Source organism: Streptomyces sp. NPDC051913, assembly GCF_044593635.1.
Taxonomy (GTDB): domain Bacteria; phylum Actinomycetota; class Actinomycetes; order Streptomycetales; family Streptomycetaceae; genus Streptomyces.
The window spans coordinates 683422-697082 of the sequence record NZ_JBIUCI010000001.1; the positions used below are offsets into that span (position 1 = coordinate 683422).

General features: G+C 70.0%; 14 protein-coding genes and 1 pseudogene. 8 read left to right on the forward strand and 7 right to left on the reverse strand.

Annotated features, from left to right (window positions below; translation table 11 throughout):
• Positions 1-51 precede the first annotated feature (51 nt).
• The gene (locus ACIHIX_RS03155) at positions 52-459 is read right to left on the reverse strand and encodes a hypothetical protein (RefSeq protein WP_399949117.1); all 408 of its coding nucleotides are present in this window, start codon (positions 457-459) and stop codon (positions 52-54) included.
• Positions 460-570: 111 nt separating this feature from the next.
• Here ACIHIX_RS03155 and ACIHIX_RS03160 point away from each other — a divergent pair, with 111 nt between their 5' ends.
• Positions 571-1056, forward strand: coding sequence for a DUF1877 family protein (locus ACIHIX_RS03160; protein WP_399949119.1), 486 nt, complete (start codon positions 571-573; stop codon positions 1054-1056).
• A gap of 42 nt (positions 1057-1098) precedes the next feature.
• On the opposite strand, the gene ACIHIX_RS03165 is transcribed toward ACIHIX_RS03160, so the two are convergent.
• The 4 genes from ACIHIX_RS03165 to ACIHIX_RS03180 form a co-directional block, all read right to left on the reverse strand.
• A complete protein-coding gene (locus tag ACIHIX_RS03165; RefSeq protein WP_399949121.1) occupies positions 1099-1653 on the reverse strand; it encodes a hypothetical protein in 555 nt (184 codons plus the stop codon).
• Between the two features lie 117 nt (positions 1654-1770).
• On the reverse strand, positions 1771-2277 hold the full coding sequence (locus tag ACIHIX_RS03170) for a hypothetical protein (protein WP_399949123.1): 507 nt from the start codon (positions 2275-2277) through the stop codon (positions 1771-1773).
• A gap of 106 nt (positions 2278-2383) precedes the next feature.
• Positions 2384-3067 carry a DUF4328 domain-containing protein gene (locus ACIHIX_RS03175; RefSeq protein WP_399949125.1) on the reverse strand — a complete coding sequence of 228 codons (684 nt, stop codon included), beginning with the start codon at positions 3065-3067 and terminating at the stop codon, positions 2384-2386.
• A gap of 46 nt (positions 3068-3113) precedes the next feature.
• Entirely contained in the window at positions 3114-4787 is a 1674-nt protein-coding gene (locus ACIHIX_RS03180) for a glycoside hydrolase family 20 protein (protein ID WP_399949127.1), read from the reverse strand.
• Between the two features lie 155 nt (positions 4788-4942).
• On the opposite strand from ACIHIX_RS03180, the gene ACIHIX_RS03185 reads away from it, so the two are divergent.
• The 7 genes and pseudogenes from ACIHIX_RS03185 to ACIHIX_RS03215 all read left to right on the forward strand — a co-directional run bounded on the left by ACIHIX_RS03185 (position 4943) and on the right by ACIHIX_RS03215 (position 10695).
• Positions 4943-5512, forward strand: coding sequence for a 2-oxo-4-hydroxy-4-carboxy-5-ureidoimidazoline decarboxylase (locus ACIHIX_RS03185; RefSeq protein ID WP_399949129.1), 570 nt, complete (start codon positions 4943-4945; stop codon positions 5510-5512).
• A gap of 169 nt (positions 5513-5681) precedes the next feature.
• Complete coding sequence (sdhC, locus tag ACIHIX_RS03190) at positions 5682-6062, forward strand: succinate dehydrogenase, cytochrome b556 subunit (RefSeq protein ID WP_399949131.1); 381 nt, start codon at positions 5682-5684, stop codon at positions 6060-6062.
• A gap of 5 nt (positions 6063-6067) precedes the next feature.
• Positions 6068-6553 (forward strand): succinate dehydrogenase hydrophobic membrane anchor subunit, encoded by a 486-nt coding sequence (locus ACIHIX_RS03195; RefSeq protein WP_399949133.1) that lies wholly within the window; start codon positions 6068-6070, stop codon positions 6551-6553.
• Positions 6554-6575: 22 nt separating this feature from the next.
• Positions 6576-8330: a succinate dehydrogenase flavoprotein subunit gene (gene sdhA, locus ACIHIX_RS03200; protein ID WP_399949135.1), complete on the forward strand. Its 1755-nt coding sequence runs from the start codon at positions 6576-6578 to the stop codon at positions 8328-8330.
• Positions 8330-9091: a succinate dehydrogenase iron-sulfur subunit gene (locus ACIHIX_RS03205; RefSeq protein ID WP_046261720.1), complete on the forward strand. Its 762-nt coding sequence runs from the start codon at positions 8330-8332 to the stop codon at positions 9089-9091. The genes sdhA and ACIHIX_RS03205 overlap by 1 nt, the downstream gene beginning before the upstream one ends.
• Positions 9092-9246: 155 nt before the next feature.
• Positions 9247-9854 (forward strand): annotated as a pseudogene (locus tag ACIHIX_RS03210) (Uma2 family endonuclease).
• Between the two features lie 61 nt (positions 9855-9915).
• Complete coding sequence (locus ACIHIX_RS03215; RefSeq protein WP_399949137.1) at positions 9916-10695, forward strand: hypothetical protein; 780 nt, start codon at positions 9916-9918, stop codon at positions 10693-10695.
• A gap of 43 nt (positions 10696-10738) precedes the next feature.
• On the opposite strand, the gene ACIHIX_RS03220 is transcribed toward ACIHIX_RS03215, so the two are convergent.
• On the reverse strand, positions 10739-13225 hold the full coding sequence (locus tag ACIHIX_RS03220) for a DUF4132 domain-containing protein (RefSeq protein ID WP_399949139.1): 2487 nt from the start codon (positions 13223-13225) through the stop codon (positions 10739-10741).
• Entirely contained in the window at positions 13225-13617 is a 393-nt protein-coding gene (locus ACIHIX_RS03225) for a hypothetical protein (RefSeq protein WP_399949141.1), read from the reverse strand. The genes ACIHIX_RS03220 and ACIHIX_RS03225 overlap by 1 nt, the downstream gene beginning before the upstream one ends.
• Between the last annotated feature and the right edge of the window lie 44 nt (positions 13618-13661).

Below are 13661 nucleotides of genomic sequence, written 5' to 3' on the forward strand. Positions count from 1 at the left end.
CCTGCCGTTGTCCGGCCGTCGGGGAACGCGAGCGTCCCTCCCTACGGCCCCCTACCGCCCCCGGTCCCCGCGGTGGCCCGCCCCGGTCGCGTCCCGGCACAGCAGCCGCAGCGACCCGTTCCCCGCGAAACACCGCCGCGCCTCGTCGAGCGGATCCCACAACCGCCCGTCGGGCGTGCGTATCCAGTGGTCGCCGCCGCTCGCCCACCACTCGGCGCCGGTCTGACGGACGATCACCTCACCGGCGTACGCCCCGAATCCGCGCAGCACCGTCTCCACGGCGGCGTACGGAGTCTCCTCGCGGCGCAGGTCGTCGATCATCCGGTCGACGCGCCACAGACTCTGTGCCGAGTAGTCGAGCCGCACGCGTGCCCCCTCGCGCATGGTCGCCACCGCGTCCGCCGCCCACCGCACCGGCTTCGTCGCCGCCGCGGGCCTGGTTTCGTACTGTGTCGTCACACCCACAAGAGCGTTCCGGACGTGGCGTTCGTCACCCGGATCCGGACACCTCTCACATGTGTGGTCCGCCGGTGAGTGACGCTTCACGGTTCCCGTGCGCTCCAGTCACTGATGAGCATGTACTTCCACTTCCGCGCCATACCGCCCGCGGCCCTGCGCAACAGCCCGGCCTGGCTGGAGAAGCTCTTCGAGGACGACTGGAACGCCGTACGCGAGCGGATCGGCCGGCATCGCGAAGAGATCCTGGACAAGGGCTACCTCGACAACGAACTCCTCTACGCCGGCACCCAAGGCGACGAGGGCCCGCACACCCATGTGGTGCTCGGTGGCCGCCCGATACCGCACCGCGACTCCGGCCTGCCTCCGTTCCTGCTGCTCACCGCCGCCCAGACGAGCCGGGTCGCCGCCTATCTCGCCGAGGCCGACTTCGAGAACCTGTGGCTGGACGCGCGCGACCTGCTGCTGCCGGCGTACGGCGGCACGGACACCGAGCCGGAGGTGCACGGCGTCTTCGCGGCGGCCCACCGCGACCTCACCGCGTTCTACGGGCAGACGGCGCACTACGGCGACGCGGTGGTGAAGTGGCTCGTGCCGTAAGGGATGTAAGGGATATAGGGGGCCTCAGGGTGAGGCGGGGGGTCAGCGCGTGCCGCGTGCCCGTCGTGACACCACCGCCCGCAGCACGCGCCGTCCCTCGACGGAGACCTCCAGGGCCCGGCGCAGCCCGGCCGTGCCGTGCCCGGCGAGCACCTCCAGGACGGTGACCTGGCGCCGCAGTTCGGCGGCGACGAGCGGGGGCATGCCCTCCGTACGGCCCTCGCGGCGGGCGTCGAGCGGGACGTCGTCCGCGGCCGGATCGAGCAGCCGGTGGATCCGCAGCGAGGCCACGGAGCACGCGTCGGCCCACGCCCGCAGCTCGGCGGCGTCCAGCGCGGCCGGAGCGGCGTCGAGCATCCGGCGGGCATGGTCGGCGGCCTCGTCCTCGGCGGCGTCGACGGACCCGGCGAGCTTGTCCCGCGCGACCCGCAGCCCCGTCTCCCAGTCGCCGGCACCGCCATCGGCGAGGCTCGCCCACAGCGGCCGCAGGATCTCGTCGTCGCCGCCCAGCAGGGGCACGCACCGATCCAAACAAGCCAACCCGCTGGCGGCCAGTCCGCGTTCGTCGGCCTGAGCGATCAGCTCCACCAGACTCATCCACGCCTCCCTGAGGGGTACCGCCGAGCCGTCCGGAGCCCGGCAACACCGCTTCGCCTGCGAAACCCCCTAACGGAGCCCGCACTTCCCCTTACTGCGTGCAACGGCCCCGGAGTGTCACAGGGGCACCACGGCCAGCCGGTCGAGCAGCCGGAAGAACAGGTTTTCGGCCAATGGGTCGGGGTCGGCGGTCAACACGTCCAGCAGTCCCCCGGCGTCCACCGCCCGCCCCGCCTCCTCGGCCCAGGCGGCGGCCCGTTCGGCGGCGTCGGGCGGCTCCAGGAAGTAGTCCTCCAGCGCGAGGCCCTCCTGACCGGCGCCGATGTACCCGGCCATGGCCGCCCGCGCCAGACAGGTCGTCCAGGCCCCGCTCTCCGGCCCGGCCGCCTCGACGACCACACAGGCGCTGTCCATCACATACCCGAACAGCGCGGGCGCTCCGGTCTCCCGGGCCAGCGCGTTCATGCTGCCGACGTCCCCGTCCCCGCTCGGGTACTCCCACACCTGCCACCCGTCGGCGGCCTCACCCCTGGGACTCAGCCCCTCGGCCGCCCCGGCCAGCGCCTCCAGCTCCTTGAGCGGCCGCTCGCTGCGGCCCACGACGAAATACCCCCAGTAGCCCATTCCGGCTCCCCCCGGCACACACTCGGCTGCGGCTCGGGCCGAATACACCACAGTCGCACGGCAGTTCGCAGCCGTATCGGACAATCCGCCGCGACTCAGGCGGGCGTCAGACGGGTACGGGGGCCGGGCCCGCGAGTGCCTTCTCGTACTGCATCCGGTTCAGCCGCAGGACGACGGCCATGGCGAGAGCGGCGGCGACGACGTCGACGGCGTCCGAGAGCATCAGCTGCCCCACGGCGTCCTGGATCTCGTCGGCGCTCTCGGCCCTGCGGTACGCGGTGGACGCGGAGCGACCGAACCCCATCGCGATCACCCAGAACGTCCACCAGGTGTTGACCAGCCCGTGCGGCCGGGGCGCGCTCCAGGGGCTGCTGGCGTCCCAGATGTCCAGCGTCATCCGGCGCGGGTACCAGAGGTTGACGATCGGCACGAGCCAGCCCCAGATCGCCCAGCCGCGCTTCTTGTCGTGCCCGTACGGGTCGAAGACCTCGGCGTTGACCCGTACCCGGTGGAACCAGCACAGGAAGAGGACGGCGGTCGTGAGCAGCGCGACGGTCTGGACGACACCGGCCGCGGAGTAGAGCCGGTCCGCGAGCTCGGCCCGCCCGTCGAGGAGGGCGCCGCTCTCCAGGTCGCCGCTCACGTCGTACACGAAGACGCCCGACCCGATGGCGAACAGATCGGTGGCGACGACCACGCCGAGCCCGGCGACGGCGGCCCGGCCGAGCCCGATCGGCGACCGGAGCCAGGCGGCCGGCGCGATGAATTGGTCATGGCGGTTGTCGATCACGAGTGGGGAACATACGTTCGCCAACCCGGTAAGTCCAGGCTCTTTCTCAACCCAGCCGGTCCGCTAGGGACTTGAACTCCGTCCAGGTCAGCGGGGGCTTGTCCGCGTCCCACAGCTTCTGCACGAGCGCCCGCAGCGGCAGCCGGATGCCGGCCGCGATCTGCTCCTGCGTCTGGGCGCCCGGGTAGTCGCCCCACACCGCGAAGGAGCCGCCGAGGATCTGGTCGTCGTACTTGGCGTCGACCGCCTGCGTGCCGCGCACCACGCGCGGGGTCCACTCCTCGTAGATCCGCTGACCCGTCGGGTAGTAGAACTGGTTGGGCTGGCCGAGGACGTAGTAGAGGAACAGGTCGTTGTAGTTGATGAGCTCGCGGCCCGCGCTCAGATACTCCGTCGGCTGCCGTGCCCCGATCTCCTTGCCGGTCCAGTAGGCCACCTGAAGGTCCTCGGCCGGCTGCACGGACGTCCCCCGGAAGAAGCCGTCGTTCCACACGCGCATCGCCTTGCCGTGCTTCCGGACCGTGTCGGCCCGGTCGTTGAGCCAGCCGGTGGTGAGGTCGGCGACGGTCCCGCCGGTGCCGTACGCCTTCCGCGCGGCGGTGGCGAGCTGCGGGTACGACGCCTCGGGGTCGGACACCATCAGTGCCCGGTACTCGTCGCCGCCGAGGTTCCAGCGGTCACCGGGGAACAGGTCGGCGTACTCGTCGAGCAGCTCGTCGACGATCGTCGCGGCCGCGTCCTGGGAGATGTCCACCGCACCCCGTGCGGCGACGCCCGACGCGTTCAGCAGCTGGAGGCTGGGGTGCGCCGCGATGACGGCGCCGAGATGGCCGGGCGAGTCGATCTCGGGGACGATCGTGATGTGCCGTTCGGCGGCGAGGTCGATGATCCGCTTCACCTCGGCCCGGGTCAGATGCTGCGCGGACACGATCTCGGGATGCGACGTCGACTCGATCCGGAACCCCTGGTCGTCGGAGAAGTGCAGCCCCAGCTCGTTGAACTTCAGATCCCCGAGCTCCCGCACCCGGTCCTCGATCCACCCCGCGGTGTAGTGCTTGCGCGCGATGTCCAGCATGAACCCGCGCACCGGCTTGGCCGGCGCGTCCTTGACGACGCCCTCGGGCGCCGTGCCCCCGCCGTGCACCTCCTGCTTGAGCGTCCGTGTCCCGTAGAACACCCCGGCGTCGGCGGCCCCGCTGATGGTGACCCGCCCGCCGCGCACGGTCATGGTGTACGACTCCGGATCGCCCCTGGCGTCGTCGTTCAGCACGAGCCGCAGATCGCCGCCCCGCGTGTCGCCCTTCTGCCCCGCGTACGTCAGCCCCAGCTCACTCGCGACCAGCCGCCCCTCGTCGGCGAGTTCCGCGTCGCTCACCACCACCCGCTCCCCGCTCCGCGGCCGCCAGCCCGGCCCCCGTTCCGGAGTGTGTGCCGCCACCGCGGGAATCGTCCGGGGGGACTGCGAGAGGGGATAGCTGCGGGTCGGACTCGGACTGGGACCGGGCGAACCGGACGACGGGCCGGCGGACGTGGCCGACCGCCCCTCGGAGGGCTGGCGCGCCGCGGCCCCCGCGGGACCGCTGTCGTCCCCGTCCCCCGAGGCCCACAGCCCGATCCCGACCCCGGCCGCGACCGTCACGGCCACCGCCGTCACGATCACCGCCCGGGTCCTCACCTGCCGCGCCTTCTGCGCCGGCGGCCGACGCCTGTGCTGGCTCACGAGCCCAACCTAGGGTGTAGGGGTGGCCGGAAGTGTCCACCACACGTTCCGAAACTCTCCCGTGCGAGTGAAATTCGGGCATCTGTCGGACACGTCATGTCCGCACTCGATAGCGTGACGTCACACCTCTCCCAGCATCCCCTGCCGAAACACACGTGACGCCCACACACCTTCCTGGCCGAGTCGCCATACCGGCGCTGCCCACAGTCCTGGACGCCTTCAACGTCGCCCCCGCAGCCGAGGCCCGCAAGCTCCTTCTCACCTGCCTCCGCAGCCTCCGCTGGGCGGACCGCATCACCGCCCACCGCCCCTACCCGGACGCCCCGGCCCTACTCGCCGCCTCCGACGAGGCGGCCTACGACCTGACCCCGGCGGACCTGTCGGAGGCCCTGGCGGGCGAGACATTGACGGCCCTGCCGGACGAGACCTACGACATCGCCCATATGGCACTTGACGCCGCTCATGCCGCATACGAGGCGAAGTTCGGACACGCGTTCGTGATCTGCCTGGCGGGACTGTCCACGGGCGAGGCCCTGGACCACGTACTCGCAGCCATCAGGTCACGATTGACGAACGACCCGGAGGAGGAACGGGTAGTGGCTGCGGAGGAGCTACGGCGCCTCGCAAGGGAGCGGTTGTGTGACGCCCTAAGGGGCGCGGGGAACTGCGCGACCAGCCACAACGAACCGGCACCCGGCACACAACAGCACACCCCACCCCATTAGCCGCAAAGCTCACCCATCCGCGTGCCACTTTGATCACACCGGTAGGCCCGACGTAAGCCCTGAAGGCAACCGTCGCTACGATGCTGGGGGCCGGTGGACCGTACCCGGCCGGGCCCGACCGACAGCACAAGCCGGCGCGGCCCCAATCCCCGCTCCCGGAGGGACTTCCGTGCCGGCTGGAACGCTGTACCGCGGCCGGGAAGGAATGTGGTCCTGGGTGGCTCATCGAGTCACCGGCGTCCTCATCTTCTTCTTCCTGTTCGTTCACGTGCTGGACACCGCTCTCGTCCGTGTCTCCCCTGAGGACTACGACAGGGTCGTAGCCACGTACAAGACGCCCATCGTTGCGCTGCTGGAGTACGGCCTCGTCGCCGCCATCCTCTTCCACGCGCTCAACGGCCTGCGTGTCATCGCCGTCGACTTCTGGTCGAAGGGCCCGCGCTACCAGAAGCAGCTGCTCTGGTCGGTCGTCGGCCTGTGGCTCGTGCTGATGATCGGGGCGGTCTACCCCGTCCTCGGCCACGCCGCTCGTGAACTGTTCGGGAGCTGACGCGTATGTCCATTACCGAGAAGAGCGCCGACTCCGGGATCGGCCCCGTCGAGGGCGGCGAGCTCTACAACGTCGACAACCCGGCCCCGCTGATCGAGGCGCCGCGCAAGCGCACCAAGAAGACCCCGAAGTCCACTCGGGGCAACTTCGAGATGGCGGCCTGGCTGTTCATGCGCCTGTCCGGCGTCGTGCTGGTCGTCCTGGTCATCGGCCACCTGCTGATCCAGCTGGTGCTCGACGGCGGCGTCTCCAAGATCGGCTTCGCCTTCGTGGCCGGCCGTTGGGCGTCCCCGTTCTGGCAGGTCTGGGACCTGCTGATGCTCTGGCTGGCGATGCTGCACGGCGCCAACGGCCTGCGCACGGTCATCAACGACTACGCGGAGCGCGCGAACACCCGGCTGTGGCTCAAGGGCCTGCTCTACACCGCCACGGTGTTCACCATCCTGCTGGGCACGCTGGTGATCTTCACCTTCGACCCGAACATCCGCTAGGCACGGGGCTGAGGAATTCCTGATGAAGATCCACAAGTACGACACCGTCATCGTCGGCGCGGGCGGCGCCGGCATGCGCGCCGCGATCGAGTCGACGAAGCGCAGCCGTACCGCCGTGCTCACGAAGCTCTACCCCACCCGCTCCCACACGGGCGCCGCGCAGGGCGGCATGGCCGCCGCGCTGGCCAACGTGGAAGAGGACAACTGGGAGTGGCACACCTTCGACACGGTCAAGGGCGGTGACTACCTGGTCGACCAGGACGCCGCCGAGATCCTGGCGAAGGAGGCCATCGACGCCGTCCTCGACCTGGAGAAGATGGGCCTGCCGTTCAACCGGACGCCGAACGGGACGATCGACCAGCGCCGTTTCGGCGGTCACTCCCGCAACCACGGTGAGGCCCCGGTCCGCCGGTCCTGCTACGCCGCGGACCGCACCGGCCACATGATCCTCCAGACGCTGTACCAGAACTGCGTGAAGGAGGGCGTGGAGTTCTTCAACGAGTTCTACGTCCTCGACCAGCTCATCACCGAGGTCGACGGCGTCAAGAAGTCGGCCGGTGTGGTGGCGTACGAGCTCGCGACCGGCGAGATCCACGTCTTCCAGGCGAAGGCCGTGATCTACGCCTCCGGCGGCACCGGCAAGTTCTTCAAGGTGACGTCGAACGCCCACACCCTGACCGGTGACGGCCAGGCCGCGGTGTACCGCCGCGGTCTGCCGCTGGAGGACATGGAGTTCTTCCAGTTCCACCCGACCGGCATCTGGCGCATGGGCATCCTGCTGACGGAGGGCGCCCGTGGTGAGGGCGGCATCCTCCGCAACAAGGACGGCGAGCGCTTCATGGAGAAGTACGCGCCGGTCATGAAGGACCTCGCGTCCCGTGACGTCGTGTCCCGCTCCATCTACACGGAGATCCGTGAGGGCCGTGGCTGCGGTCCCGAGGGCGACCACGTCTACCTCGACCTCACCCACCTCCCGCCGGAGCAGCTGGACGCGAAGCTCCCGGACATCACCGAGTTCGCGCGCACCTACCTGGGCATCGAGCCGTACACGGACCCGATCCCGATCCAGCCCACCGCGCACTACGCCATGGGCGGCATCCCGACGAACGTCGAGGGTGAGGTCCTGTCGGACAACACCACGGTCGTTCCGGGCCTGTACGCGGCCGGCGAGGTGGCCTGCGTCTCGGTGCACGGTGCCAACCGTCTGGGCACGAACAGCCTCCTGGACATCAACGTCTTCGGCCGCCGTGCGGGCATCGCCGCCGCCGAGTACAGCCACACGGCCGACTACGTCGAGCTGCCGGAGAACCCGGCCGAGTTCGTGGTCGAGCAGGTCGAGAAGCTGCGTGCCTCCACCGGCACCGAGCGGGTGGCCGTGCTCCGCAAGGAGCTGCAGGAGACCATGGACGCCAACGTCATGGTGTTCCGCACCGAGCAGACGATCAAGACGGCGGTCGAGAAGATCGCGGAGCTGCGCGAGCGCTACAAGAACGTCTCGATCCAGGACAAGGGCCGTCGCTTCAACACGGACCTGCTGGAGGCGATCGAGCTCGGCAACCTGCTCGACCTCGCCGAGGTCATGGCGGTCTCCGCGCTCGCCCGCAAGGAGTCCCGCGGCGGTCACTACCGCGAGGACTACCCCAACCGCGACGACGTCAACTTCATGCGCCACACCATGGCGTACCGCGAGGTGGGCGACGACGGCGCCGAGTCGATCCGTCTCGACTACAAGCCGGTCGTCCAGACCCGCTACCAGCCGATGGAGCGTAAGTACTGATGGCTACCCCTGTTCTGGACAAGGTCGAGGCGGAGTCCGCGGCCTCTCCCTACATCACGGTCACGTTCCGAGTCCGCCGCTTCAACCCGGAGATCTCGGCCGAGGCGACCTGGGAAGACTTCCAGCTGGAGATCGACCCCAAGGAGCGCGTCCTCGACGGCCTCCACAAGATCAAGTGGGACCTGGACGGCACCCTGACCTTCCGCCGCTCCTGCGCCCACGGCATCTGCGGCTCGGACGCGATGAGGATCAACGGCAAGAACCGTCTTGCCTGCAAGACCCTCATCAAGGACATCAACCCCGAGAAGCCGATCACGGTCGAGCCGATCAAGGGTCTGACGGTCCTGAAGGACCTGGTCGTCGACATGGAGCCGTTCTTCCAGGCGTACCGCGACGTCATGCCCTTCCTCATCACGAAGGACACGAACGAGCCGACGCGTGAGCGTCTCCAGACGGCCGAGGACCGCGAGCGCTTCGACGACACGACGAAGTGCATCCTCTGCGCCGCCTGCACCTCCTCGTGCCCGGTCTTCTGGAACGACGGCCAGTACTTCGGCCCGGCGGCCATCGTCAACGCCCACCGCTTCATCTTCGACTCGCGTGACGAGGCCGGGGAGCAGCGCCTGGAGATCCTCAACGACCGTGACGGTGTGTGGCGCTGCCGCACCACCTTCAACTGCACGGACGCCTGCCCGCGTGGCATCGAGGTCACGAAGGCGATCGCCGAGGTGAAGAAGGCGCTGATCACGCGCCGGTTCTGAGGTCGATTTCGGTACGGCTGTGAGGGCCCCGTTTCCTTTGGGAGCGGGGTCCTCTGGCGTGTGGGCACCCGTTCGGGTGAACGTGATCGTCAAGGACATACCGGTGGGGGCGGCCTACGATGTCGGTCTCGGCACAAGCCCACGGGAGGCACGCGATGTCCGCAGCAGCCGTCGAGCGGCCTCATGGCGAGCGGCCGCTCATCACTCAGGCCAACCGACTCATCGAGCGCAACCCGGGCTTCCGCGTCGAGATCATCGAAGGCCAGATCCTCGTGAGCCCGCCCCCGGACGGACCGCACGGCGATGCCCTGACCGAGCTTATGGCCCCATTCATGGCGGCGGTCTGCATGGGTCGGAATCCAGGCTGATCCAGGGCATCGGTCTCTGGCTGCCCGCAGGCACCGAGGACTACGCGATCCCCGACCTCTCCCTGGTGGACGCCGATTTTCGGGACCACTCCATCGAAAACAACTGCTACGACCCCGCCTGCTTCCGCCTGGTTCTGGAGGTCACCTCCAGCAACTACCGGGCCGACCTGCGCACCAAGGTCACCGCCTACGCGGAGGCGAAGGTCCCGGTCTACGTCATCGTCGACCGCAAGCACCAGCGCCTCCACGTCCTCACCGACCCCGCCGGGGACAAATACGAGAACCACCGCCCTCACGCCCCCGGCGAAGTCGTCACTCTCCCCGACTCCATCGGCGCCGAATTCACCCTCGACGTCGCGGAGATCCTCAAGGCAGGCCAGCCGAAGAGCGGCTGAGATCCAGCCAACTCCCCTGTGACACCTGGGACTTGGGTGACCCCGGTTGCACACTGACCCCATGCCCCTCCTGAAGAAGGCCGCCGCCGCCCTCTCCGCCGCAGCGGCCCTCCTGCTCGCGATCCCCACCCCCTCCTTGGCGGCCCCCACCCCGCACGGCACCCTCGCCCGCGAGACCTTCGACCGCCTCCCTCTGGGCCTGGTGACGAAGGGCCACGGCTGGACCGCCGACACCGCCGACGGCACCCTGACCGTCGCCCCCAGCTCCACCGGCCATGGCCGTGAACTCCGCCTCCACACCGAGGACAACGGCCGCGCCTTCCTCGTCTTCCCGGACCTGGCCGCTCCCGGCAACAGCTACTGGGCCCGGCTGCGTCTGAGGGTGGACGCCTTCCCCACCGCCCCCGACTGGGCGCACTGGACCGTCGCCGAGGCGTCCGGGGCCGACTCCCCCACGCTCGTCCGTCCGCTCGGCGGGCAGTACGCGCCCACCGACCACGGCAACTTCTGGGGCGTGGGTTCGGACCTCGGCCTCACCGGTGACTGGACGTCCTGGAAGACCTCCGCCCCGGCCACGGCCGGCACCTGGCAGTGCGTCGAGTTCCACCTGGAGGCGACGGACAACCGCGTGACCGTCTACTTCGACGGCGTCGAGCAGCCCGACCTGACGGTGTCGACCGGCCGACACGGGGGCACCGGCGACCCGTTCACCTTCCCGACCTTCGACAGGCTGAAGCTGGGCTGGCAGTTGTACCAGGCCGACCCGAGCCCGTCGTCGTACGACCTGCGTCTGGACGACATCGCCGTGAGCACGCGGCGGGTGGGTGGCTGCGGAGGCTGAGGCCGGGGTCCTCCCGGCTCCGGGTGCCATCGAGGCCCTTCGGCTACAACTGGCTCAGGATCGTCGGGTCTGTGATCTTCGTGTCGGCGGCCAGCATCATCGCCTTGCTGAGGATGACCGCGAGCATGCGGTCGCCCTCGTAGGGGAGGTAACCGGCCTGCGGGGCGGACGGGTTGGACTTCGGGACGATGCACAGATACCGGTCGTTCGGAGTGCGCAGGATGTTGCCCGAGCCCAGGTGGATCTTGTACGTGTGGCGGTCGCCCTTGACCTGGAGGAAGCGTCCTTCCAGCGTGCAGCGGTCGGCTATCGCCAGCCTGGGGATCAGGCGTTCCAGCAGGGTGCGGCGGGTCTCGGCACTCGCGCCCAGTTCGCCGAAGCCGTACGACGTCCAGTACTCGCGGAAGCGGCCGCCGGGGCCGCCGTCCTGCCAGGTCGGGTCGTTGCCGACGCTCGCGACTCCGACGAACAGGTCCACGTCGCGCAGGACTTCGGAGAGGACCAGGGGCGGGATCTCCGAGACGGGGATCGGGTCCACCGGCTCCGCGCCGTCGCGCAGCCACATGCCGTACTCGCCGCCGCAGCAGTGCGCGGAGTTCTCCGGCGCGTCGATCGGGTAGAAGCGGACCTGGTCGGTGCGCAGCCGCAGGAAGCTGCCCGAGTCGGTGAGGTCCTCGTGGTTCTCGCCGCCGTCGCCCTCGATCCAGTACTCGGCACGCAGCCCCCACTCGGGGAGCTCGCGGGTGGCGGGCGGCGCTTCGTCGTCCACGCTCAGGCGCAGCTTGTTGCGCCAGCCGCGGACCGCCGCCAGGGCGTGGAACTGGTGCTGGCGGAGGTAGTGCGCGGCGAAGCGGTTGGAGTAGGTGCCGGTCGCGCGTTCCGCGTCCGTCAGCAGGTAGACCTCGCGGTGGGCCTGCTTGAACGGCTGGGTGATGCCGTGGCGTTCGAGCCAGTCGCGCCAGGCGACGATCTCTGCGGGTTCATGCTCGACGGGGTGCCAGAGCGCGACCTCGCTGCCGCTGTCCACCGGGGTGTCGGCGAGGGTGCGCAGGGCGCCGTCGGCGTAGCCGGCCGTGGTGCCGTCGATCGTCCACAGCAGGCGGCGGGCGAGGGTGCCGACAAGGGGGTGGTCCAGGTAGCGCTCGCGCCAGACGGCGAAGGACCAGGTGCGGCGGGCCACGAACTGGCGGTCCAGGCGCTCGCTCTGGGCCGAGAGCATCTTGTCGATGTCCTTGACGGCGGCCTTGAGCTCCTTGAGCTCGTCGGGGTGGTCGCGGCGGACGCCGGCCGGGACGCTCTTCACGGCCTTGCCGGCGGCGTTGCGCCAGCCCAGCGCCGTCTTGGTGCCGTGGACCTCGATGGTCGCCGTGGTCTCGCCGAGCTGGTGCTCGGCACGGCCCACCTCCGTCAGACCGTAGGCGGGGACGGCCAGTTCCTCTATCTCCCCGCGGCTGAGGCCCATGGCCTCGGCGCGCACGTCGAGTGACGTGTTGAGGAGCTTGAGCGTGCCCTTGTAGGTGACCCGGGTGGCGAGGCGGGCCAGTTCGGCGAGGGCCGCCGCGCCGTCGACGCGGGACAGGGCGGTGACACCGGCGTTGGCGACCTTGGGGTTGACCGGGCCCAGGCCGGAGACCTTCTTGAGCGAGGTCTCGACGACGGCGCCCAGGGTGCGGGCGGTCTCGGGGTGGGGCGGCAGGAAGGAGAGGAGCCAGGTCAGTCCGCGCAGGACGTCGGCGTTGTACGGGTCGAAGGTGACGTTGGGGTCCGTGCCGTACGGCGGGACGAGGAGGGGGCGGGTGCGGGGGCGTCCCACCAGGCGCAGCCAGTCCGTGAGGCGTTGCCGCACCGGCTCCGGGCCGACGGCCTCGATCAGGGCCCGCCCGGTCTCCTCCCACTTGGGCGAGGGGCGGGCGGCGGTGGCGGTGGCCGCGTGGGCGACGAGCCGCGACCAGTCCTCGTCGAGTCCGGCCAGGTCCGCCAGGGCGTGGTCGGACCAGGCCTCTCCCGGGTTCACCACGGGGTGGGTGAGCGTCGCGACCAAGGGGCTCAGCCGTTCCTTTCCGTTCCACGACGTCAGGCGCGTGCGGCGGATCAGTGCGACGAACTCGCCCGGGAGGTCGTTGCCGTCCGCGCGTTCCAGCTCGGTGAGCCGGAGGAGTTGGGTCACGTCGTGGTGCGCCTCCTGCTCGGACAGCACGGCGATCAGGACGGGCCGCAGGTCGCGCGGATGGTCGTCGTCGATCGTCCGGTCCCGCAGGTTGGCCAGCATGTGCATGATGTGCCGGCGGCCGTCCGCGCCCTGGTCCAGCTCGAAGTACCGCTCGGCGAGACGGTGGATCAGCCGGGGCCGGAACGGGGGTTCGACGATCCGCAACGCCTTGAGGACCTCCTGTTCGGGCCCACCCCATGGGCCACCGACCAGCTCGGCGAGCTCCAGCAGTTTCGGCGCCAGCCTCTCGGCGTCCTCGGCCGCCATCAGCGCGAGGACGACCCGGATCAGCTCGGCGCGCCCCTCGGTCGACTCGGTCATCAGCCACCCACCAGTGCCACGAGCTTGAGGAAGGTGACCTCGGTCGACAGGCCCAGCTCGATCTCCTCGTCGAGCTCGGTCATCTGGCGGTCGCCGACCAGCACCAGGAAGCCGTTCCCCGCGAACGCCTTCAGCGCCAGGGCCGTCTGCTTCTCCGGGTCTATGCGGCGAGGCGTCCGCAGCGCGTAGCCGTTGAGCACGCGCTCGGTGTCCTCGGGCTGCACCAGGCCCTGGAAGACCTCGGGCGTGCGCGCGTTGTACTCGGCGACCTCCTGGAAGACCCGGCGGCGGATCAACTCCCGCACGCTGAGCCGCTCTTCGGCGATCTCCAGCCCCCAGCCGTCGCTGCGGCCCCCGCTTGTCGTCTCGTCGACGAACGTCACGAATCCCATGCCGCCGACAGTACGGCCCACCACTGACAACGCCGGGCGTCCGT

What these genes read in the sequence shown, in the direction of transcription:
- ACIHIX_RS03160 (WP_399949119.1), top strand. Translation starts at nt 571, where the DNA reads ATGAGCATGTACTTCCACTTCCGCGCCATACCGCCCGCGGCCCTGCGC.
- ACIHIX_RS03165 (WP_399949121.1), bottom strand. Translation starts at nt 1,653, where the DNA reads ATGAGTCTGGTGGAGCTGATCGCTCAGGCCGACGAACGCGGACTGGCC.
- ACIHIX_RS03170 (WP_399949123.1), bottom strand. Translation starts at nt 2,277, where the DNA reads ATGGGCTACTGGGGGTATTTCGTCGTGGGCCGCAGCGAGCGGCCGCTC.
- ACIHIX_RS03195 (WP_399949133.1), top strand. Translation starts at nt 6,068, where the DNA reads ATGTCCATTACCGAGAAGAGCGCCGACTCCGGGATCGGCCCCGTCGAG.
- sdhA (WP_399949135.1), top strand. Translation starts at nt 6,576, where the DNA reads ATGAAGATCCACAAGTACGACACCGTCATCGTCGGCGCGGGCGGCGCC.
- ACIHIX_RS03205 (WP_046261720.1), top strand. Translation starts at nt 8,330, where the DNA reads ATGGCTACCCCTGTTCTGGACAAGGTCGAGGCGGAGTCCGCGGCCTCT.
- ACIHIX_RS03215 (WP_399949137.1), top strand. Translation starts at nt 9,916, where the DNA reads ATGCCCCTCCTGAAGAAGGCCGCCGCCGCCCTCTCCGCCGCAGCGGCC.
- ACIHIX_RS03220 (WP_399949139.1), bottom strand. Translation starts at nt 13,225, where the DNA reads ATGACCGAGTCGACCGAGGGGCGCGCCGAGCTGATCCGGGTCGTCCTC.
- ACIHIX_RS03225 (WP_399949141.1), bottom strand. Translation starts at nt 13,617, where the DNA reads ATGGGATTCGTGACGTTCGTCGACGAGACGACAAGCGGGGGCCGCAGC.